Source organism: Arthrobacter sp. B6, assembly GCF_001663775.1.
In the GTDB taxonomy this organism is placed as follows: Bacteria; Actinomycetota; Actinomycetes; order Actinomycetales; family Micrococcaceae; genus Arthrobacter.
This window is the reverse complement of the sequence record NZ_KV467169.1, coordinates 110,495-130,332: the sequence shown is the minus strand read 5'-3', so window position 1 is coordinate 130,332 and position 19,838 is coordinate 110,495. Positions and strand designations below refer to the sequence as shown.

The window sequence follows — 19,838 nt, the reverse complement described above, 5'->3', positions numbered from 1 at the left end:
CCCCCGCCCCCGCCCCCCCCCGCCTTCCCGGGTGTTACCAGATGCTGACACGGTCCTCGGGCGGCATCCACATGCCGTCCTGTTCCGTCACCCCAAACGCTTCGTGGAAAGCATCCAGGTTTTTCGCGATGGCATTAGTCCGGAACTCGTTGGGGGAGTGGGGATCCGTGGCCAGCCTCCGGATGGCCTCCTCCGCCCTGATTACCTGCCTCCAGCCGGCCGCCCATGAGGCGAAGAAGCGCTGCTGACCGGTCAGCCCGTCCAGGACCTCGGGCTCCTTGCCGTCAAGGCTGATGAGGTAGGCCTTGTAGGCGATGGTCAGGCCGCCGAGATCGCCGATGTTTTCCCCGAGCGTCAGCCTGCCATTGACGTTGTGGTCCGGGGCCGCGTACGGGGAGAGCGCATCGTACTGGACCACGAGCTTGGCGGTCAGTTCCTCAAACGCCTTCCGGTCCTCCTCGGTCCACCAGTTCCGCAGAGCGCCGCCGCCGTCGAACTGGGATCCCTGATCGTCAAAACCATGGCCGATCTCGTGGCCGATCACAGCGCCGATGCCGCCGTAGTTGACCGCGTCGTCCGCGTCCGCCGTGAAGAACGGCGGCTGCAGGATGGCGGCCGGAAAGACGATCTCGTTCAGCATCGGGTGGTAGTAGGCGTTGACCGTCTGCGGGGTCATCAGCCATTTGTCCAGGTCCACCGGTTTCCCCACCTCGTCGAGGTGGCGGTCGACGTCGGCATTGTGTGCCCGCTCAACGTTCCCCAACAGGTCCTTGGGATCGATCTCCACCGCAGAGTAGTCGATCCACTTGTCCGGGTAGCCGATCTTCGCGCGGAACGCCGCGAGTTTCCGCAGGGCTTCGGCCTTGGTGTCCTCGCCCATCCACTCAAGGCCCGTGATGCTTTGGCGGTAGGCCTCGATGAGATTGGCCACCAGGGTCTGCATGCGTGCCTTGTGTGTTTCGGGGAAGTGCCGGGAGACGTAGATCTGCCCCACGGCTTCGCCGAGGGCTGACTCGACGACGCCGACCCCCCGCTTCCAGCGGTCCTTGTTCCGCGGCGTGCCGCTAATGGTGGTTCCGTAGAACGCGAAATTAGCGTCCACGAACGCCTGGGATAGGTACGGCGCGGCGGAGCCGATGACCCGCAGCGCGAGCCATTCCTGCCACACTGCGAGGGGCTCCGACTCGATCAGGCCGCTGGCCCCGGTGAAGAAGTCCGGTGTGCTGACGACAATTTCCTGCCGTTTGTCGGCATCGATACCGGCGGCGTCGAACCAGGTTCCGAGCAGGGGGAACAGCTCGGATGCTTCCTCGGCGGTCTTCAGATTGTAGGTCTTCTGCGGGTCCCGCAAGGTGACGTTATCCCAGTGGTGGGAGGCAAGCCGGGTTTCCAGTGCCACCACGCGGGCTGCCGCGTCCTCAGGATTCTCGATCCCGGCGAGGGTGAACATCGTGCGCACATGATCACCGTAGGCGGTGACCATTGGCGCGAATTTTTCCTCGCGGTAGTACGACTCGTCCGGCAGCCCGAGGCCGCCCTGGCCCGTGTACAGCAGGATGCGGTCCGGGTTCCCGGCATCGGGGGCGGGGTAGATGTAGAAGAGTCCCGACACGTCTGCGCGGAAGAGCCGGCCAGCCAGTGCCACGAGCTCGGCCACCGTGGAAGTGGCGAACACTTCGGCGAGCCGCCCTCGGATGGGATCCATGCCCCTGGCCTCTACGGTGGCCTCGTCCATGAAGCTGTTGTAGAGGTCGCCCACTTTCCGCTCGATGCCGCTGGCTGTCTCGCCCTTGGCGGCGGCCTCCTCGATGATGTCCCGGACGGCGATTTCCGCTCCGTCCCGCAGTGCCGTGAATGTACCCTCCAACGGGCGGTCATCCGGGATTTCGGTGGTCTTGAGCCAGGAGCCATTCACGTGCTGGTAAAGGTCATCCTGCGGCCGGACGCTGTGGTCAATGTTGGACAGATCGATCCCCGAGATGGGCACGTAAGCTCCTTCGTGTGACGTTCCGCATCCGGTGCCGGCACCGGATGCGGGGTCTGCATGGTGAGACGATAAGGACGGTGGTGCTCTCTCATCTTACGCACGCGTGCTACTCTCAAAAGGTGCGTGCAGAGCTCCTTCTTCTTAGCTGCCGCGGCGAGGCCTCAGACGCGATCTAGCGCAAGGCCCATCCTCGTCGCGGAGTTTGTGTTGCCCGGCCACCCTTTCAGAGAAGAACCATAGAAAAGGCCCCGATAGTAATGCGAAACGCACAGAAGCCCTCCGGAATGCCCGCCCACCGGTACCGCCCGTTCCACGAACAGATCACGGTTGAGCTGCCGGACCGCACCTGGCCGGACAAGATCATCACCAAAGCGCCGCGCTGGTGCGCAGTAGACCTGCGTGACGGTAACCAGGCCTTGATTGACCCGATGAGCCCCGCCCGCAAAATGAAGATGTTCGACCTGCTGGTACGCATGGGCTACAAGGAGATCGAGGTAGGCTTCCCCTCAGCGTCCCAGACGGACTTTGACTTCGTCCGCCAGCTGATCGAGGGCAACCACATCCCCGACGACGTCACCATCCAGGTCCTGACCCAGGCCCGTGAACACCTGATCGAGCGGACCTACGAGTCCCTGGTGGGTGCCAAACAGGCCATCGTCCACCTCTACAACTCCACCTCCGTGCTGCAGCGCCGCGTTGTGTTCAACCAGGACGAAGATGGAATCCTGGACATCGCCCTCCAGGGTGCCCGGCTGTGCAAGAAGTACGAGGAAACCCTCGTCGATACGCAGGTCACGTACGAATACTCGCCGGAATCGTTCACCGGCACGGAGCTGGAGTACGCGGTCCGCGTGTGCAACGCCGTCGCAGATGTCTTTAAAGCCTCCGCGGACAGCCAGGTCATCATCAACCTGCCTGCCACCGTGGAAATGGCCACCCCCAATGTCTACGCCGATTCCATCGAGTGGATGAGCCGCCATCTGCACCCCCGCGAAGGCATCATCCTGTCCTTGCACCCGCATAATGACCGCGGGACCGGCGTCGCAGCGGCCGAGCTGGGCTACATGGCCGGCGCTGACAGGATCGAGGGCTGCCTCTTCGGCAACGGCGAGCGGACCGGAAACGTTGACCTGGTGACGCTGGGTCTGAACCTGTTCGTCCAGGGTATTGACCCCATGATCGACTTCTCCGATATCGACGACATCCGCCGCACGGTTGAGTACTGCAACCAGCTGCCCGTGGCCGAGCGTTCCCCGTATGGCGGGGACCTGGTGTTCACCGCATTCTCCGGCTCGCACCAGGATGCCATCAAGAAGGGTTTCGAGGCGCTGGAGCGTGACGCTGCCGCTGCCGGCAAGGACGTGGCCGACTTCACCTGGCAGGTCCCCTACCTGCCCGTGGATCCCAAGGACCTGGGCCGCAGTTACGAAGCCGTCATCAGGGTCAACTCCCAGTCGGGCAAGGGCGGCGTGGCCTACCTGCTCAAGAACGAGCACAGCCTGGACCTGCCGCGCCGCGCCCAGATCGAGTTCTCCGGGGTCATCCAGAAGCGCACCGACACGGTGGGCGGCGAGGTCAGCGGGTCCCAGCTCTGGCAGGTTTTCCAGGACGAGTACCTGCCTGCGGGCGACTCCGACGGACAGTGGGGCCGCTATTCCCTGGGAACAGTCCGGACGGAAACGGACGAGAACGGCGGCATGACGCTGCACGCAACCCTGGGCATCGACGGCAGCCAGGTCAGCCGGACAGGAACGGGTAACGGACCCATCGCCGCACTGCTGGACATCCTGGGCCAGGACGGCGTGGACGTCAGGGTGCTTGACTACAGCGAACATGCACTGTCCGAAGGCGGCAACGCGATGGCAGCTGCCTACGTCGAATGCGCAGTGGGGGAACGGGTGCTGTGGGGCGTTGGCATCGATGCCAACACCAGCATGTCCTCGCTCAAGGCAGTCATCTCCGCCGTCAACCGCGCCATCAGGGATGCCCGCGCCTGACCGGGAATGCGTTGCGCGCCGAAACCCCCGGCGCGCAACGCCTGCCCGTCCCAATGGGCGGTTTTCCGCCAGACAATGGGAAGATTAAGCGTGGTCCAACAATCCTTCGCTGCCCGGTCCTACCGGGATGACGCAGTAGTGCTTCGCACGCATAAACTGGGCGAGGCGGACCGGATCATCACTCTGCTGACGAAGCACCATGGACAAATCCGGGCCGTGGCCAAGGGTGTGCGGCGGACCAGCAGCCGTTTCGGGGCGAGGCTCGAGCCGTTTATGGTGGCTGACCTCCAGCTCGTGTCGGGGCGAACACTGGACATCGTCACGCAGGCCATCGCCAAGGGCGCGTATGGCGGCAGCATCGCTGCTGACTATGGCCGTTACACCGTGGCAGCAGCCATGACCGAAACTGCGGAAAAACTCACGGACGTTGACGGCGAAGCCGGGACGGCCCAGTACAACCTCCTGGTCGGGGCGCTGGCATCGCTGAGCCGGGACGAGCATTCCGCCGGCCTCATCCTGGATTCATATCTGCTGCGGGCACTGGCCACCGGCGGCTGGGCCCCGAGTTTTACGGATTGCGCCCGGTGCGGCAACCCAGGACCGCATACCGCATTCTCTGCGCCCGTGGGCGGCATGGTCTGCGGCGACTGCCGCCCCCCGGGTTCCCCCGCTCCGGCAGCGGAAACAGTTGTCCTGCTGGGTGCCCTGCTGACAGGGGACTGGCCGACGGCGGATGGATCGTTGCCCGTCCATCGACGGGAAGCTGCCGGGCTGGTAGCCGCTTACCTGCAATGGCACCTGGAACGTGTCGTGAAATCACTCAAACATGTGGAGCGTAGCTGACAGTGGCTTTGGGAAAAAAGAACAGCCCGTCCCGAAAGAGGAGTACGCCGGTGGTGGCGCCGTACCCGCACCCCTCCGGTGCCGTTGCTCCGTCCATCCCCGCCGAATTCATTCCCCGGCACGTGGCCATCGTGATGGACGGCAACGGCCGCTGGGCCAACCAGCGGGGACTGCCCAGGATTGAAGGGCATAAGGCCGGGGAGCCAGCTCTGCTTGATGTCATGGCCGGTGCCATTGAGCTCGGCATCGAGTACGTCAGTGTCTATGCCTTCTCCACCGAGAACTGGCGCCGTTCACCCGAGGAGGTCCGTTTCCTGATGGGTTTTAACAAGGATGTGCTGCGACGCCAGCGGAACCAGTTGGACGCCTGGGGCGTACGGGTCCGCTGGTCAGGACGTCGGCCCAGGCTTTGGGGTTCGGTCATCCGGGAACTGGAAGAAGCCGAGGAATACACCGCCGGCAACAGCACCTGCACGTTGAACATGTGTGTTAATTACGGCGGTCGCGCTGAGATCACCGACGCAGTCTCCTCGATCGCCGCCGAAGTGGCCGCGGGCCGCCTCAAGCCGGGCGCCATCACCGAGAAGACGATCCAAAAGTATCTCGATGAACCGGACCTTCCGGACGTGGACCTGTTCCTGCGGAGTTCGGGGGAGCAGCGGTTGTCCAACTTCCTGCTGTGGCAGTCGGCGTACGCCGAGTTTGTTTTCATGGACACGCTGTGGCCCGATGTGGACCGCCGGACCCTGTGGGACGCCGTCGAAATCTACGCGCGGCGTGACCGGCGCTACGGCGGGGCGGTGGACGCGGCCTCTCCGCGTTCGTCCCCCTCAGGACCCGGCCCGGCGTAGCCGCGCAACCAGCGGGCCAACCGCGCGTACGCGTCGGCGCGGACCCGGGCCGGCGACAGGAACACGTCGTGCAGGGCGCCGTCGATCCGTTCCACCGTCACGGTGCGCCCCAATGTCAACGCCCGCAGGGCAATGATGTTGACGTCGAGCACGGCATCTGTCCGCCGCATTTCCTCCGTCCAGAAGGGCCCGGTTGCGCTGCCCCCCGAAAGGAGGACCAGGATGGGGATCTCGATCCCCAGGCCGCGTGCCACCTTCGCGTGCCCGGCAAGGACGGCACTCAACCAGCCCGCGCGCAACGGGAACGCCATGGGCGGCCGGTAGCGGTCATCCAGGGCCCATTCACCTTCAGCCGAACTGCTGATGGTGCGCCAGTAGAAGCCCCGTTCGGGCAGGCGCAATATCGCCTCCGGGCGGAACCGTGCCATCGGTCCGACCATGGTGGAGGCGGCCCGGCGCACCAGCGAATTGCCGTGCATTTCCAGCCACGGGCTGTTCAGGATCAGCTGCGAGGCCGTTCCCGGGTGGGCACCCACCCACAGCGCGGCGACCAGCCCGCCCGTGGAATGTCCCATCAGCGTGAGCTCCGGCTGCGGCCCGTCGCTGCCGATGATGCCGATTGCCTTGCTGATCTCGGCGTCATAGTCCGCCAGGTTGCCAACATAGCCTCCGGGTGAATCCGGACGAAGGCTCCGGCCATGGTTGTGCATGTCCAGGGCATGGAATTCGTAGCCGTGGTCTGTCCAGAACCGTGCGAGGTCCACGTTGAAAAAGTAGTCGCTCCAGCCGTGCAGAAAGAGCACTGCGCGACGGCGGCCTGAAGCCCTGGCGGCTGGGCCGGCAGCCGGGCGGTGTCTCACGAGGGTCGCGGTCCGCGACACACCGTCATCGCCGACCGCGTCGAAGCTGCACGCTTCGAAGCCGTCACCAAGGATGTCGGGTTCCCAGTCCATGAAGTCATGCTAGTCCGCGTCCCTACTCATGAGTAGCGGCACTCCCGCACCTGAATGTGATGGGCAGCGGCGGATGTTGCGGGTTCTGGTTTGGACTGTGCCGTCCCAGACGGAAAACTAGAGGCATGCGCGTATATCCCACATTCTTTAAGCTCGCCTTCTCATGGATGGACGCCGAACGCGCCCACAAGATCGGATTCAGGGGCATCAGGTTTGCGCATTCCTCCGGTGCCGGCAGGATCCTGCAGAAGTTCACCGCCCCGTCGCCTGCACTGCAGACCACCGCCTTCGGGGTGACCTTCCCCTCACCGTTTGGCCTCGCGGCGGGCTTTGACAAGGAAGGCCACGGAATAGAGGCGCTCACGGAGCTGGGGTTTGGACACGTGGAAGTCGGGACCATTACGGGCCAGGCTCAGCCGGGCAATCCGAAGCCACGGCTTTTCCGGCTGGTCGAAGACCGGGCTGTCATTAATAGAATGGGCTTCAATAACGACGGTGCCGCCACCGTTGAACCGCGGCTGAAGGCGGCGCGCGCCGCGTTGCAGCGCAGGCACCCCGGAGTCCGTCCCGTCATCGGCGTGAATATCGGCAAGAGCAAAGTCGTGGAACTGGAGGACGCGATAGCGGATTACCTGGTCAGTGCCCGCAGCCTCGCCCCGGCTGCCGACTACCTGGTAGTCAACGTCAGTTCGCCCAACACCCCGGGGCTGCGGTTGCTGCAGGACGTGGAGAGCCTGCGGCCGCTGCTGACGGCGGTAGGGGAGGAAGCTGACAGGTCTGCTGGCCGGCACGTTCCCCTGCTGGTCAAAATTGCCCCGGATCTCAGCGACGAAGATATCGACGACGTCGCACGCCTCGCCCTTGACCTGGGGCTGGACGGCATTATCGCCACGAACACCACGATCGGACGGTCGGGGCTGCGCTCCACTCCCGAATGCGTGGAAAGGTGCGGTGCCGGCGGGCTGTCCGGTGCACCTCTGAAGCAGCGTTCGCTTGAAGTTCTCCGCAGGCTGAGGGACGCCACCGGAGGTGCACTCACCCTCGTGGCCGTCGGCGGTGTTGAGAACGCCCAGGACGTCCAGGACCGCCTGGATGCCGGGGCCACCCTCGTCCAGGGCTACACCGCCTTCCTTTACGAAGGGCCTTTCTGGGCGGCACGGATTAATCGCCAGCTGGCAAAGAACCGCCGCGCCTGACGGTCAACAGGTACAAAAAACCCCGGCGGTATAACCGCCGGGGTTTTGCTGCGTCTTAGGGGGCAGCGATGCGCGTGCACCGGCCGCAATTTTCAGGAGGGGTATTCGCCGCGCTTGACGAGCGGCTTGGGCAGCCTCAGTTTGCGGAACTGCAGCGACCGCATGGAGCCGTACCAGACAACGCCCCGCTCCACCTCGCCGAACTTCCCGGTCAGGCGCTTCCGGAGCTGGCGGGACAGGATAAAGACGTCCACAAAGACCGCCAGGAACATCACCCAAAAACCGCCCAGGACATAAATCATTTGTTCACTGGTCGACGGCACCAGCAGCGAAATGATGACAAAGACCAGCGCACCGAACATCAGGTACTCGCCCAGGCTGAAGCGGGCGTCCACGTAATCGCGGGCAAAACGCTTCTGCGGGCCCTTGTCACGCAGCGGCAGGAATTTCTCGTCACCGGTGTCGAGCGCCTGGCGCATTTTCAGGCGCTGGTCCTGGATTGCCTGGCGTTCAGCCGCCTTTGAGGCCTTGCGGTCCTCCGGCACCAGAGGGCGCTTGCGGGCCGCTTCCTGCGCTTTGCGCTTGGGCGTGGGCACACCCTTCCCCGCCGCGGCATCCTGCCGGGCAGCTGCTTCTGCGGCCTGCTGGTCTATGGTTTCCTGCGCCGAGGGCGCTTCTTTTTTACGTCCGAACACCCCAACAGAATACCCTGCGGCGGCCCGCCACCGGCTCCGTAGCGAAGGGGCCATGCAGCCGGTCCCGTGACCGGTTGTGGTGGGCCTGCTCCCTGGTCCGGCGCAGGTAATGTTTTGCCATGACTTCTCCTACAGCGGCAACGCCGCACAACTCCGGCCATTCCGCGGGCGCCATCCATGCCGATGAACTCCGGCGCTCCGTCGACCGCGCCTTTGACGCCACGGTGGCCCAGCTTAAGGAACTGGTGTCGATTCCCGGCATCGCCTGGCCGAGTTTCGATCCCGAACCCCTGGACCGCAGTGCCCAGGCCGTGGCCGAACTGCTGAAGAGGTCAGGCGTGGACGATGTCCGGATCCTGCGGTGTGACAAGGAGGACGGTACTGCGGGCGGACCCGCCGTTGTCGCCCGTAGGGAGGCCTCGGATGGCAAACCGACCATCCTCCTGTATGCCCATCATGACGTACAGCCACCCGGGGACCCGGCGCTGTGGGAGACGGAACCCTTTGCCGCCGTCGAGAAGGACGGAAGGCTGTACGGCCGCGGCGCCGCCGACGACAAGGCAGGAATCATGGCGCATGTGGCGGCCTTTACGGCCGTCTCCGAAGTTCTTGCCGGCGATCTGGGCCTGGGTGTGACCTTCTTCTTTGAGGGCGAGGAGGAAGCCGGATCGCCAACGTTCCGGTCCTTCCTTGAAGCCCACCGGGAACTGCTGCGTGCCGACGTGATCGTGGTGGCTGACTCGAGCAACTGGAAAGTCGGCATTCCTGCCCTGACCACCAGCCTGCGCGGACTGGTGGACGGCACCGTCGAAGTTCAGGTTCTGGAGCACGCTGTTCACTCGGGGATGTTCGGTGGCCCGGTACTGGACGCCCCTACGCTGCTCGCGCGCCTGATTGCCACGCTGCATGACTCCGATGGAAACGTTGCGGTCCAGGGCCTGGTGTCCCGTGACGAGGCGGCGGTGGATCTCACGGAAGCCGAATACAGGGCGGACGCCTCGGTGCTTGAGGGTGTCCGGCTGGCCGGTTCGGGCACCATTGCCTCACGGCTGTGGACCAAACCGGCGCTGTCCATCATCGGTTTTGATGCTCCTGCTGTCGATATGGCGTCCAACACGCTGTTGCCACGGGCCCGGGCAAAGTTCAGTCTGCGGCTGGCGCCGGGGCAGGTGCCCGCCGAAGCGATGGAAGCGGTACGACGGCACGTCGAGGCGAACGCGCCGTTTGGCGCGAAAGTGGTGTTCACTCCGGGGGAGAGCGGGAGTTCGTTCCAGACTGATACGTCGTCCAAGGCTGCCGCCCTGGCACTCTGGGCGCTGGGGGAAGCCTGGGGTGTACCGGCTGTGGAAACGGGAATCGGCGGGTCCATTCCGTTCATCGCAGACCTGACCGAGCTGTACCCCGACGTGCAGATCCTGGTCACCGGCGTCGAGGATCCGGATTCCCGGGCGCACAGCGCCAACGAATCCCTCCACCTGGGGGATTTCAGGAACGCCATCGTGGCAGAAGCACTGCTCCTGGCCCGCCTTAATGCCGGCGGATTGGACTGAACCTTCGACGGCGGCGGCGAGCAGCATGACATTTGCCGCGCCTGAGCCCCACCCGGGGAACAACCACGAAGCCCCCATGGTTACGTCAGGAGTTAGAGCTACACGTCTGACCGACGTAGCATGTAGCTATAGCCCATACCGTTTCCGTAGGGGCAGGCACCGCTGATGCGGGGCCGCCGAGGACCGTCCTAAGAAGGTAGGCCAATGAGCACCGCAACGAATGAGAACAGCACCGAAACCACCAGCGCTGCCAGTGATGAACTGGCCGCCCACGAGGTCAAGCTGACCGACGTCGCCGCAGGCAAAGTACGCAGCCTCCTTGAACAGGAAGGCCGGACCGATCTCCGCCTCCGCGTCGCTGTGCAGCCCGGCGGCTGCTCTGGCCTCATCTACCAGCTCTACTTTGACGAGCGACTGCTCGATGGAGACGCAGTCCGCGACTACGACGGCGTCGAAGTTGTCGTCGACAAGATGAGTGTGCCTTACCTCAGCGGCGCCAGCATTGACTTCGAGGACACCATTTCAAAGCAGGGCTTCACGATCGACAACCCCAACGCCGGCGGCTCCTGCGCCTGTGGGGATTCGTTCCACTGACCCGGACTTTTCGCCCGATGCCGGCACTTCGTGCGGCCGTGCCCGAAACGGCACGGCCGCACTGTGCCGACATGTGGGCGAAACGCCCGGCGGAGCGGTAAGCTCTACACCGAGTAGTAAAACTTTTAGTGTGCCCGGGCAGCCGACGCTGCCGGGCAACAGCAACAAGTAGGAAGGGCCGTCTGTGAGTTCGCAGAACCGAACCGGCAGCCGACGCAAAACGATCACATCGATCTCAGGCTTGGCACTTGCCGGCGCGTTGGTTTTGACTGGATGTTCACCAGAGGTAGAGAAGGGGTGGCTGCCCACCGAGCGTGGCACCACCAATCACACTGACCGGATCATGGACCTCTGGGTCAACTCATGGATCGCCGCACTTGTTGTGGGCATCATTACTTGGGGATTGATCGTCTGGTGCCTGGTTGCCTACCGCCGCCGCAAGGGGACCAAGGGCTTCCCGAAGCAGGTCAGCTTCAACCTCCCGCTCGAGGTCTTCTACCTGACCATCCCGCTGTTCATGGTTTTGGTGTTTTTCTACTTCACCGACCGCGACCAGCAGGCCATCGACAACCGTTCGCAGCCCGCCGACGTCGTAGTGGACGTCCGCGGCAAGCAGTGGGCCTGGGACTTCAACTACAAGGCCGGCGACGTCATTGAACAAGACGTTTACGAGGCCGGTGTCCAGGCGCACCTCACGGGCGACACCATCGACAAAGAGAAGCTCCCCACGCTGTACCTGCCCGTTGGCAAGTCCGTGGACCTGGAACTGAACTCCCGCGATGTCATCCACTCGTTCTGGGTACCCGCCTTCCTGCAGAAGCGCGACATGATCCCGGGCAAGACCAACTACATCAGGTTCACCCCCACTAAGGAGGGCACCTACGACGGTAAGTGCGCCGAACTCTGTGGCGAGTACCACTCCGAAATGCTGTTCCGCGTGAAGGTGGTGTCCGAGGCCGAATTTGAAGCCCACATGGACGAACTGCGCGACGCGGGCAACACGGGTCTCCTCGGCGAAGAGTACGACCGCAACCCGAACCTGAACGAAATTAAGTAAGGGGAGCGACGTGGCTACATACACTCAATCCGCACCCACCGGGGTCCTTGAGGCCCCCGTGGTTCCCAAGTCCAAGGGACGCATTGTCGTCAACTGGATCACCTCCACTGATCACAAGACCATCGGGTACATGTACCTGATCGCGTCCTTTGTGTTCTTCTGCCTCGGCGGCGTGATGGCCCTGCTCATCCGTGCTGAACTTTTCGAGCCCGGCATGCAGATCCTGCAGACCAAGGAGCAGTACAACCAGCTGTTCACCATGCACGGCACCGTGATGCTGCTGATGTTCGCCACCCCGCTGTTCGCCGGTTTCACCAACGTGATCATGCCGCTTCAGATCGGCGCCCCGGACGTGGCGTTCCCGCGGCTGAACGCCCTGGCGTTCTGGTTCTTCCTCTTCGGTTCCACCATCGCTGTCTCGGGATTCATCACCCCGCAGGGCGCTGCGTCGTTTGGCTGGTTTGCCTATGCGCCGCTGTCCAACACGACGTTCAGCCCCGGAGTCGGTGGCGACCTGTGGGTGTTCGGCCTGGCGCTGTCCGGCTTTGGCACCATCCTTGGCGCGGTCAACTTCATCACCACCATCATCTGCATGCGCGCCCCGGGCATGACCATGTGGCGGATGCCGATCTTCACCTGGAATGCACTTGTCACGTCCATTCTGGTGTTGATGGCGTTCCCGCCGCTTGCTGCCGCCCTGTTCGCCCTGGGTGCCGACCGCCGCTTCGGGGCGCACATCTTTGATCCCGAAAACGGCGGCGCCGTCCTCTGGCAGCACCTGTTCTGGTTCTTCGGACACCCTGAGGTGTACATCATTGCCCTGCCGTTCTTCGGCATCGTCTCGGAGATCTTCCCGGTGTTCAGCCGCAAGCCGATCTTCGGCTACAAGGGTTTGGTCTACGCGACCATCGCCATCGCCGCCCTGTCCGTGACCGTGTGGGCGCACCACATGTATGTGACCGGATCGGTGCTGCTGCCGTTCTTCGCTTTTATGACCATGCTGATCGCGGTGCCCACCGGCGTGAAGTTCTTCAACTGGATCGGCACCATGTGGCGGGGCTCGATTACGTTCGAGACTCCCATGCTGTGGAGCATCGGCTTCCTTGTCACGTTCCTCTTCGGCGGCCTGACCGGCATCATCCTGGCGTCGCCGCCGCTGGACTTCCATGTCTCTGACTCGTACTTCGTGGTGGCGCACTTCCACTACGTGGTGTTCGGCACCGTGGTCTTCGCGATGTTCGCAGGCTTCTACTTCTGGTGGCCAAAGTTCACCGGCAAGATGCTCAACGAGCGGCTCGGCAAGATCCACTTCTGGCTGCTCTTCCTCGGCTTCCACGGAACGTTCCTGATCCAGCACTGGCTGGGCGTAGAGGGCATGCCCCGCCGCTACGCGGACTACCTTGTGGAGGACAACTTCACCTGGATGAACCAGTTCTCCACCATCGCGTCCTTCGTGCTGGGAGCATCACTGATCCCGTTCTTCTGGAACGTCTACATCACGTGGCGGAGCTCAGAGCGCGTCGCGGTTGATGACCCGTGGGGCTTCGGCGCCTCGCTCGAATGGGCCACGTCGTGCCCGCCGCCGCGCCACAACTTCACGTCGCTGCCGCGGATCCGTTCGGAGCGCCCAGCCCTGGACCTGCACCACCCCGAGCTGGCGCAGATCCACACCGTTGAGTCACCGTCTGCGGCTGCAGCGGTGCTCGGTAACGCCGACCAGAAGGACACAGCCAAGTGAAGATCGAATCATGGATTTTTGGAGCCGGAGTCTTCTTCTTCGTGCCGGTCTCCCTGGTTTACGGGTTCCTGACCAACTGGGGTGAATGGGTCGGCATCCTCGGGATCCTCCTCGTTGGCGGACTTGCTGGAATGATCGGCGGCTACCTGGGCTTCACCGGCAAGCGTGTCGGCATGCGCCCTGAGGACCGGAACGACGCCGAGATCCACGAGGGTGCCGGTGAGCAGGGACACTTCAGCCCCTGGAGCTGGTGGCCCCTGGTTCTGGGTCTTGCCTGCGCTGGCGGCTTCCTGGGCCTGGCCGTTGGCTTCTGGATCACTTTCATCGCCGGCGGTCTTGCTCTCGTAGCGCTCGTTGGCTGGGTTTACGAGTACAGCCGCGGGGACCACGCCCACTAGGGCACTGGATGAAACGAACAGCATAACGACGTCGGGCCCCACCGGAAGGTGGGGCCCGACGTCGTTATGCGTGAAGCGGGTTGAGGCTTAGGAGCGCCTGCGGACGGCTGTCCGCTGGGCTGACTTGGTACGTCGCTGGGCCGGCGGGCTACAGGCTCTACGGCCCTAGTGTGCTCCCTGGGACTCCAAAAGCTCAGCCAGGGTCTGGAGGGCCGCCTCCGCTGCCTGCAGGCTCTGAGGTGCGTCCACCGCCGACTCGCTGATGCTCAGTTCAACTTCGCAGCCGTGGTGGAAATCCGCGGTCATCACTTCAAGCAAGGACCTGGCATCGACGCTGTCGATTCCTGCTTTGCGGATGGTGACAGGCAAGCCCGTATCCGTTACTGCCCGGACGAACACCGCTGCGGGTCGGGCATGCAAACCGATTGACGCCGAAACCACTGCCTTGTGAATGGGCAATCCAACTCCTTTTCCCGGACGGCCCCCTCCGTCTGACGACAAATATCCAATCCAATATAGCTGTCGGAACGCGGGTGCACCCAACCGGAAGGACGGACTGCCACGACCGGTCTAGACCTGCCGGCGTTTGTCTTAAGATTGAAGGGTGAAGACACCAGCAGGGACCAGCCATCATGGCGTCTAGCGCGGCGGGTGTTGCCGGTGAAATTGACCGCAGCAGCGGGACCGCGATCTACGTCCAACTCCGCGAGATTCTCAGGCAGTACATAGCGGACTCCTGTCCGCCGGGTTCTGCGTTGCCGTCGGAAAGGGATCTTGCCGAGCGCTTCGGGCTTGCCCGGATGACGGTACGCCAGGCCATCGATGCGCTGGTAGGTGAAGAGGTCATCGAACGGGTGGTGGGGCTCGGCACTTTCGTGCGGAAGCCCAAGCTTGACCTGCAGGTCAAACTAACGTCATATAGCGAGGAGATGCAGCGTCGCGGGATGGTTCCTGCAGCGAAGGTGCTCAGCTTCGAACAGATCGGTGCCAGTGCTTTCCTGGCCCGCGAACTCCAGGTCGACGAGGGTATGCCGCTGGTCCGCTTCCGCCGGCTCTTGCTGGCGGACGGTGAGCCCATGAGTGTGGATGAAAACTTCATTCCGGCACACAGGGTTCCTGGACTGTTGGATGGGGAACCGCCGACGTCGCTGTACAACGTCCTTAGCGAACAGTTTGGCCTGGTGATGGAATGGGGGGAGGACATGATCGAAGCCACCGCCGCCTCGCCGTCCACTGCACGGCTCCTCAATGTGGATGTCGGCGCACCGCTCCTCAAGATCCAGCGCCATGCTTTTGTGGCACGTTCCATGGTCGACTACTCGGTGTCGTACTACAGGGCTGACCGGTACAAACTCTGGGTGCCACTGCAGCGTCCCGGGGCCAGGCCTGCTCGGCACCATGGGTCTGGCTACCGCAACAACTCTTAGCCCGCCTGCTTTCCGGGACCGACTCTTGAAGCCGCCCGGAACGTGAAAGGCCCGGTCCAATTGGACCGGGCCTTTCACGTAGGGCACTGAACGGGTTTGCCTTAGTGGCTGAGGCTCTTGCTTTCCTCGGCTGCTTCCACCGCAGGGTGGGCATGGTGGCCGTGAGCGGCCTCCAGCTCTGCGGGGGTTGCCGGGGCTACCCGGTCCTCGAAGAACCACTTGGACAGGAAAGCACGCTGCTTTTCCTTGCGGGTCACGATGCCGTGGTCGTTGGGGACCGCGGGCAGCGGGGCCGGCGATTCGAAACCAACCAGCTTGTAGCGCTTGTACTCATCGAGCGGAGCGTGGACCTCGATGAATTCACCATGGGGGAGGCGCACGATGCGTCCGGTTTCACGGCCGTGAAGTGCGATTTCGCGGTCCTTGCGCTGGAGGGCAAGTGCTACACGCTTAGCCACGATGAAGGCGATGATCGGGCCGATGAAGAACAGCGCACGGAGCCAGTAAGTCACATCGTTCAGTGACACGTAGAAGTGTGTGGCGATCAGGTCGGAACCTGCTGCCGCCCACATCACGCAGTACCAGACGAAGCCTGCCACACCGATGGCTGTGCGCGTAGGGGCGTTGCGCGGACGGTCCAGCACATGGTGTTCGCGGTTGTCCTTGGTGATCCAGCTTTCGATCCACGGGTACATGAACATCACCGTGAACAGGATGCCCGCGGGCACCAAGGCCGGCAGCAGGACGTTCAGGGACAGCGTGTAGCCGAAGATGACGTACTCAAAATGGAAGTCGCCGATGACACCCGGCATCAGGCGCAGGGCACCGTCAACAAACCCGATGTACCAGTCAGGCTGGGTACCGGCCGACACAGGCGAGGGGTCGTACGGGCCGTAGTTCCAGATCGGGTTGATCGTGAAGAAGGCAGCCATGAGGGCTATGACGCCGAAGACGATGAAGAAGAAGCCGCCGGCCTTTGCTGCGTAGACAGGACCCAGGGGGTAGCCGACGACGTTGCCGTCGTTGCGGCCGGGGCCGGGGTACTGGGTGTGCTTGTGCACAACCACCATGAAGAGGTGCAGCACGATCATCAGCAGGATCAGTGCGGGAACCAGAAGGATGTGGAGCATGTAGAGGCGGCCTATGACGGCGTAGCCCGGGAACTCTCCACCAAAGAAGAAGAAGGAAGCGTAGGTGCCGATGACGGGAATTGACTTCATCACGCCGTCGATGATGCGCAGGCCGTTGCCGGAGAGCAGGTCATCGGGGAGGGAGTATCCGGTGAAGCCTGCAGCCATCGCGAGGATGAGCAGAACGCCGCCGACAACCCAGTTCATTTCACGCGGTTTGCGGAACGCTCCGGTGAAGAAGACCCTCAGCATGTGCACAGCAATCGACGCCACGAACAGCAGTGCTGACCAGTGGTGCACCTGGCGCATGAAAAGGCCGCCGCGGACATCAAACGAGATGTCCAGTGACGAGCTGTAGGCGACGGACATTTCCACGCCCTTCAGGGGAACATACGAACCGTCGTAGTTTGTATGCGCCATCGAGGGATCGAAGAAGAAGGTCAGGAATGTGCCGGAAAGCAGCAGGATAACGAAGGAGTAAAGTGCCACCTCGCCGAACATAAACGACCAGTGGTCCGGGAAGACCTTGCGTCCGAACTCCCGCAGGATTCCAGAGCCTCCAACACGTGCATCCACAAAATCGGTGACGCGTCCGGCTTTAGTCGTGGCGACGAAGGCGGGGGCTTTAGCTGTTGATGATGCGCTCATGCTCATCACGCTCCCAGTAACTCGGTCCAACAGGTTCTTTGAAGTCGCTGGTAGCGACCAGGTAGCCCTCGTCATCAACTGCGATCGGCAGCTGGGGGAGTGGCCGGCTGGCCGGGCCAAAGATCACTTTGCACTCTTGGGTGAGGTCAAAGGTGGACTGGTGGCACGGGCACAGCAGATGGTGCGTCTGCTGCTCGTAAAGAGCGACAGGGCAGCCAACGTGGGTGCAGATCTTGGAATAGGCAACAATTCCGTTGTAACCCCAGTCTTCGCGGCCCTCGGAAGGGTTCAGCGATGCGGGATCGAGGCGCATGAGGAGCACAACGGCCTTGGCCTTTTCGTTGAGCTTTCCCTCATGGAGATCATTGAGGCCCTCGGGAATAACGTGGAAGGCGGAGCCCAGGGTGACATCGGATGCCCTGATGGGTGTTCCGTCGGGGTCCCGGGTAAGGCGCTTGAGTTGACCGTCCACAGGTGCCCACATGGTGTGTGCCAGTTTCCTGTCCGGGCGCGGGCCGAGGTCACCGAAAATGGCCAGGGCAGGAAGGGGGGCCAGTGCCACAGCCCCAAGGAGGGTGTTGCGGATCAGCGGGCGGCGCTTGATGCCCGTCTCGTCAACGATGTCGTCGACAATGCGGACCGCGGCCTGCCGGTCGTCTTCCGTGCGGATCGCGTGGCGTTCCTCGGAGACTTCGTGGTCCGGCATCAAGGCTTTGGCCCAGTGAACGATGCCTGTACCGATGCCCAGCATGGCAAAGGCGGTACCTACGCCCAGCAGTGCATTTTGAAGCCGGATGGTGGCGATGCCGGCGCCTTCACCCAGGTCGATGGCAAAATATGCCACCAGGAAGATCAGTGTGCCAACGACGGAGGTGCCAAAAAGTAGGGCGACCTGCCGTTCTGCACGCTTGGCGGCCTTCGGGTCCGTGTCAGCCAGGCGCAAACGGTGCGGAGGAAGCCCAGGGTCCTGGAACTTCTCCACCTCATTCTGACCAGCCGTAGCTACGGTGCCCGAGTGGTTCGGACTGCCGTCACTATGGTTGCCCATAATTCGCCTCATCCTTCTCTCGTCCCGGCATTTGCCGAGTTAGTTTTTCAATTTCAAACTGCTGACGGATCAGCAGGAGTTCTGTGGTTTTTTGCGACGCGCCTACGACGTGCGGGACGTCAGCCAGATCGTGAACGCGATGATGACGCCAAGTCCTGCAACCCAGACAAACAGGCCCTCAGATACCGGACCGAGGGCCCCGAGGTCCGCCCCGCCCGGGGAGCCATTGGATTCAATCTGCTTGAGGAAGGTGATGATGTCGCGCTTGCCTTCAGGGGAGACGTTGGCGTCACTGAAGACCGGCATGTTCTGCGGGCCGGTGACCATGGCCTCGTAGATGTGCTTTTCTGATACGTCTGCCAGAGCAGGTGCAAACTTGCCACGCGTGAGGGCACCACCGGCTGCGGCGGCGTTGTGGCACATTGCGCAGTTCACACGGAAGAGTTCGCCGCCGACTGCGGCGTCACCCTGGCCATCAAGCAGGCCCTCTTCAGGAATCGCCGGGCCGGCTCCCAGGGAAGCTACGTACGCTGAAAGCTGGTGGGTCTGCTGATCGTTGAACTGGGCCGGCTTCTTGTAGGCCTGCGGTCCGTTCATCTGCATCGGCATACGTCCGGTTCCGACCTGGAAGTCAACCGCTGCAGCGCCCACACCGACGAGCGAAGGTCCGTCCTGAGTGCCGCTAGCGCCCATGCCGTGGCACGTCGCACAGTTAGCTTCGAAGAGCTTCTCGCCCTCGGCGGTGTCATTGGCGCTGTAGCTCGTGGTGGAAGCCTTCGCCTCATTGACGGTGGTGGCAACGGCGTAGAGCCCACCCGTGACGAGTAGCCCCATCAGGAGCAGCGCTATTGCTGCTAGTGGGTGACGCCGCTTTTGCGAGAGTGCCTTCACGTGGTGGTTCCTTTATTCGATCGTGCGCCGGCTCCGTGAGCCGCTTCTTGAAATTCTGCCTCTTGTAGAAAAAGAATCAAAGCTTGACTACTTGAGTACGTAGATGACCAGGAAGAGGCCAATCCACACGACATCCACAAAGTGCCAGTAGTAAGACGTGACAATCGCGGACGTCGCTTCGAAGTGGCCGAACTTCTTCGCCGCGAACGCGCGGCCCATGATGAAGAGGAAAGCAATGAGGCCACCGATGACGTGGAGGCCGTGGAAGCCCGTGGTGATGTAGAAGGCTGAGCCGTAGGCGTTGGACGACAGCGAAACGTGCTCAGAAACCAGCATGGCGTACTCGGTGGCCTGGCCGGCAACGAAGAACGCGCCCATGAGGAAGGTCAGCGTGAACCATTCGTTCATGCCCCACCGGGCGAACTGGAAGGGACCGCCGGTCTTGCGGGGCTGCAGCCGTTCGGCGGCGAAGACACCCATCTGGCATGTAAAGGAACTTGCCACAAGGACGATCGTATTAGCGAGCGCAAACGGGAAGTTGAGCTTGGCCGTCTCTTCCGCCCACATCTGTCCGCTCGTGGAGCGAAGTGTGAAGTACATGGCGAAGAGACCGGCGAAGAACATCAACTCACTGGACAGCCACACTACGGTTCCAACAGAAACCATATTGGGGCGGTTCAGCGTGGGGTGCGCCGGGGTACTGGGGGCATGGGTCGCAGATGTCACATAGACATTATGTCTATAAAAGTCCGTACATCCCAACGCAAACCGCCTTTTGGGAGGACTTTTTCTACAAAGACGCGAAATCACTGGGAAAAGTTCCCGGAGGGGTTCA

At 62.8% G+C, this 19,838-nt stretch carries 18 protein-coding genes; 10 read left to right on the top strand and 8 right to left on the bottom strand.

Going from position 1 to position 19,838, the window contains the following annotated elements; genetic code table 11:
- Nucleotides 1-34: 34 nt before the first annotated feature.
- The gene (locus AU175_RS15250; RefSeq protein WP_066291489.1) at nucleotides 35-1,987 is read right to left on the bottom strand and encodes a M13 family metallopeptidase; all 1,953 of its coding nucleotides are present in this window, start codon (nucleotides 1,985-1,987) and stop codon (nucleotides 35-37) included.
- Nucleotides 1,988-2,244: 257 nt separating this feature from the next.
- Here AU175_RS15250 and leuA point away from each other — a divergent pair, with 257 nt between their 5' ends.
- The 3 genes from leuA to AU175_RS15235 all read left to right on the top strand — a co-directional run bounded on the left by leuA (nucleotide 2,245) and on the right by AU175_RS15235 (nucleotide 5,678).
- Complete coding sequence (leuA, locus tag AU175_RS15245; RefSeq protein WP_066291486.1) at nucleotides 2,245-3,984, top strand: 2-isopropylmalate synthase; 1,740 nt, start codon at nucleotides 2,245-2,247, stop codon at nucleotides 3,982-3,984.
- A gap of 90 nt (nucleotides 3,985-4,074) precedes the next feature.
- Nucleotides 4,075-4,827 (top strand): DNA repair protein RecO, encoded by a 753-nt coding sequence (gene recO, locus AU175_RS15240; RefSeq protein WP_066291483.1) that lies wholly within the window; start codon nucleotides 4,075-4,077, stop codon nucleotides 4,825-4,827.
- A gap of 2 nt (nucleotides 4,828-4,829) precedes the next feature.
- On the top strand, nucleotides 4,830-5,678 hold the full coding sequence (locus tag AU175_RS15235; protein WP_066291481.1) for an isoprenyl transferase: 849 nt from the start codon (nucleotides 4,830-4,832) through the stop codon (nucleotides 5,676-5,678).
- Here AU175_RS15235 and AU175_RS15230 read toward each other — a convergent pair.
- Nucleotides 5,615-6,631 (bottom strand): alpha/beta hydrolase, encoded by a 1,017-nt coding sequence (locus tag AU175_RS15230; protein WP_066291480.1) that lies wholly within the window; start codon nucleotides 6,629-6,631, stop codon nucleotides 5,615-5,617. The two genes, AU175_RS15235 and AU175_RS15230, sit on opposite strands and share 64 nt — an antisense overlap.
- A gap of 125 nt (nucleotides 6,632-6,756) precedes the next feature.
- On the opposite strand from AU175_RS15230, the gene AU175_RS15225 reads away from it, so the two are divergent.
- The gene (locus tag AU175_RS15225; protein ID WP_066291478.1) at nucleotides 6,757-7,827 is read left to right on the top strand and encodes a quinone-dependent dihydroorotate dehydrogenase; all 1,071 of its coding nucleotides are present in this window, start codon (nucleotides 6,757-6,759) and stop codon (nucleotides 7,825-7,827) included.
- 92 nt (nucleotides 7,828-7,919) lie between these two features.
- Here the strand turns inward: AU175_RS15225 and AU175_RS15220 are convergent, their stop codons facing one another.
- Nucleotides 7,920-8,522, bottom strand: coding sequence for a DUF3043 domain-containing protein (locus AU175_RS15220; RefSeq protein ID WP_066291476.1), 603 nt, complete (start codon nucleotides 8,520-8,522; stop codon nucleotides 7,920-7,922).
- A gap of 119 nt (nucleotides 8,523-8,641) precedes the next feature.
- Between AU175_RS15220 and AU175_RS15215 the strand changes: the two genes are divergently transcribed.
- From AU175_RS15215 to AU175_RS15195, 5 genes are all read left to right on the top strand, one after another.
- Nucleotides 8,642-10,072: a dipeptidase gene (locus tag AU175_RS15215; protein ID WP_066291474.1), complete on the top strand. Its 1,431-nt coding sequence runs from the start codon at nucleotides 8,642-8,644 to the stop codon at nucleotides 10,070-10,072.
- A 204-nt stretch (nucleotides 10,073-10,276) separates the two neighbouring features.
- On the top strand, nucleotides 10,277-10,666 hold the full coding sequence (locus AU175_RS15210) for a HesB/IscA family protein (protein ID WP_066291471.1): 390 nt from the start codon (nucleotides 10,277-10,279) through the stop codon (nucleotides 10,664-10,666).
- A gap of 184 nt (nucleotides 10,667-10,850) precedes the next feature.
- Entirely contained in the window at nucleotides 10,851-11,723 is an 873-nt protein-coding gene (gene ctaC / locus AU175_RS15205) for an aa3-type cytochrome oxidase subunit II (RefSeq protein ID WP_066291469.1), read from the top strand.
- A gap of 10 nt (nucleotides 11,724-11,733) precedes the next feature.
- Nucleotides 11,734-13,461 carry an aa3-type cytochrome oxidase subunit I gene (gene ctaD, locus AU175_RS15200; RefSeq protein WP_066291467.1) on the top strand — a complete coding sequence of 576 codons (1,728 nt, stop codon included), beginning with the start codon at nucleotides 11,734-11,736 and terminating at the stop codon, nucleotides 13,459-13,461.
- Nucleotides 13,458-13,859, top strand: coding sequence for a cytochrome c oxidase subunit 4 (locus AU175_RS15195; protein WP_066291464.1), 402 nt, complete (start codon nucleotides 13,458-13,460; stop codon nucleotides 13,857-13,859). Before ctaD ends, AU175_RS15195 begins: the two co-directional genes overlap by 4 nt.
- A gap of 165 nt (nucleotides 13,860-14,024) precedes the next feature.
- Here the strand turns inward: AU175_RS15195 and AU175_RS15190 are convergent, their stop codons facing one another.
- On the bottom strand, nucleotides 14,025-14,318 hold the full coding sequence (locus AU175_RS15190) for an HPr family phosphocarrier protein (protein WP_066291462.1): 294 nt from the start codon (nucleotides 14,316-14,318) through the stop codon (nucleotides 14,025-14,027).
- A 173-nt stretch (nucleotides 14,319-14,491) separates the two neighbouring features.
- On the opposite strand from AU175_RS15190, the gene AU175_RS15185 reads away from it, so the two are divergent.
- Complete coding sequence (locus tag AU175_RS15185; protein ID WP_066291460.1) at nucleotides 14,492-15,286, top strand: GntR family transcriptional regulator; 795 nt, start codon at nucleotides 14,492-14,494, stop codon at nucleotides 15,284-15,286.
- A gap of 101 nt (nucleotides 15,287-15,387) precedes the next feature.
- Here AU175_RS15185 and qcrB read toward each other — a convergent pair whose 3' ends face one another.
- The 4 genes from qcrB to ctaE all read right to left on the bottom strand — a co-directional run bounded on the left by qcrB (nucleotide 15,388) and on the right by ctaE (nucleotide 19,729).
- Complete coding sequence (gene qcrB / locus AU175_RS15180; protein ID WP_066291457.1) at nucleotides 15,388-17,064, bottom strand: cytochrome bc1 complex cytochrome b subunit; 1,677 nt, start codon at nucleotides 17,062-17,064, stop codon at nucleotides 15,388-15,390.
- Entirely contained in the window at nucleotides 17,042-18,112 is a 1,071-nt protein-coding gene (qcrA, locus tag AU175_RS15175) for a cytochrome bc1 complex Rieske iron-sulfur subunit (RefSeq protein WP_066291454.1), read from the bottom strand. The genes qcrB and qcrA overlap by 23 nt, the downstream gene beginning before the upstream one ends.
- Nucleotides 18,113-18,214: 102 nt before the next feature.
- The gene (gene qcrC, locus AU175_RS15170) at nucleotides 18,215-19,003 is read right to left on the bottom strand and encodes a cytochrome bc1 complex diheme cytochrome c subunit (protein ID WP_066291452.1); all 789 of its coding nucleotides are present in this window, start codon (nucleotides 19,001-19,003) and stop codon (nucleotides 18,215-18,217) included.
- 87 nt (nucleotides 19,004-19,090) lie between these two features.
- Entirely contained in the window at nucleotides 19,091-19,729 is a 639-nt protein-coding gene (ctaE, locus tag AU175_RS15165; protein ID WP_197497153.1) for an aa3-type cytochrome oxidase subunit III, read from the bottom strand.
- Nucleotides 19,730-19,838: the final 109 nt, after the last annotated feature.

Excerpts from the sequence above, each read along its gene's own strand:
- leuA (WP_066291486.1), top strand. The coding sequence starts at position 2,245 with ATGCGAAACGCACAGAAGCCCTCCGGAATGCCCGCCCACCGGTACCGC.
- AU175_RS15230 (WP_066291480.1), bottom strand. The coding sequence starts at position 6,631 with ATGGACTGGGAACCCGACATCCTTGGTGACGGCTTCGAAGCGTGCAGC.
- AU175_RS15225 (WP_066291478.1), top strand. The coding sequence starts at position 6,757 with ATGCGCGTATATCCCACATTCTTTAAGCTCGCCTTCTCATGGATGGAC.
- AU175_RS15215 (WP_066291474.1), top strand. The coding sequence starts at position 8,642 with ATGACTTCTCCTACAGCGGCAACGCCGCACAACTCCGGCCATTCCGCG.
- AU175_RS15210 (WP_066291471.1), top strand. The coding sequence starts at position 10,277 with ATGAGCACCGCAACGAATGAGAACAGCACCGAAACCACCAGCGCTGCC.
- AU175_RS15185 (WP_066291460.1), top strand. The coding sequence starts at position 14,492 with ATGGCGTCTAGCGCGGCGGGTGTTGCCGGTGAAATTGACCGCAGCAGC.
- qcrB (WP_066291457.1), bottom strand. The coding sequence starts at position 17,064 with ATGAGCGCATCATCAACAGCTAAAGCCCCCGCCTTCGTCGCCACGACT.
- qcrA (WP_066291454.1), bottom strand. The coding sequence starts at position 18,112 with ATGGGCAACCATAGTGACGGCAGTCCGAACCACTCGGGCACCGTAGCT.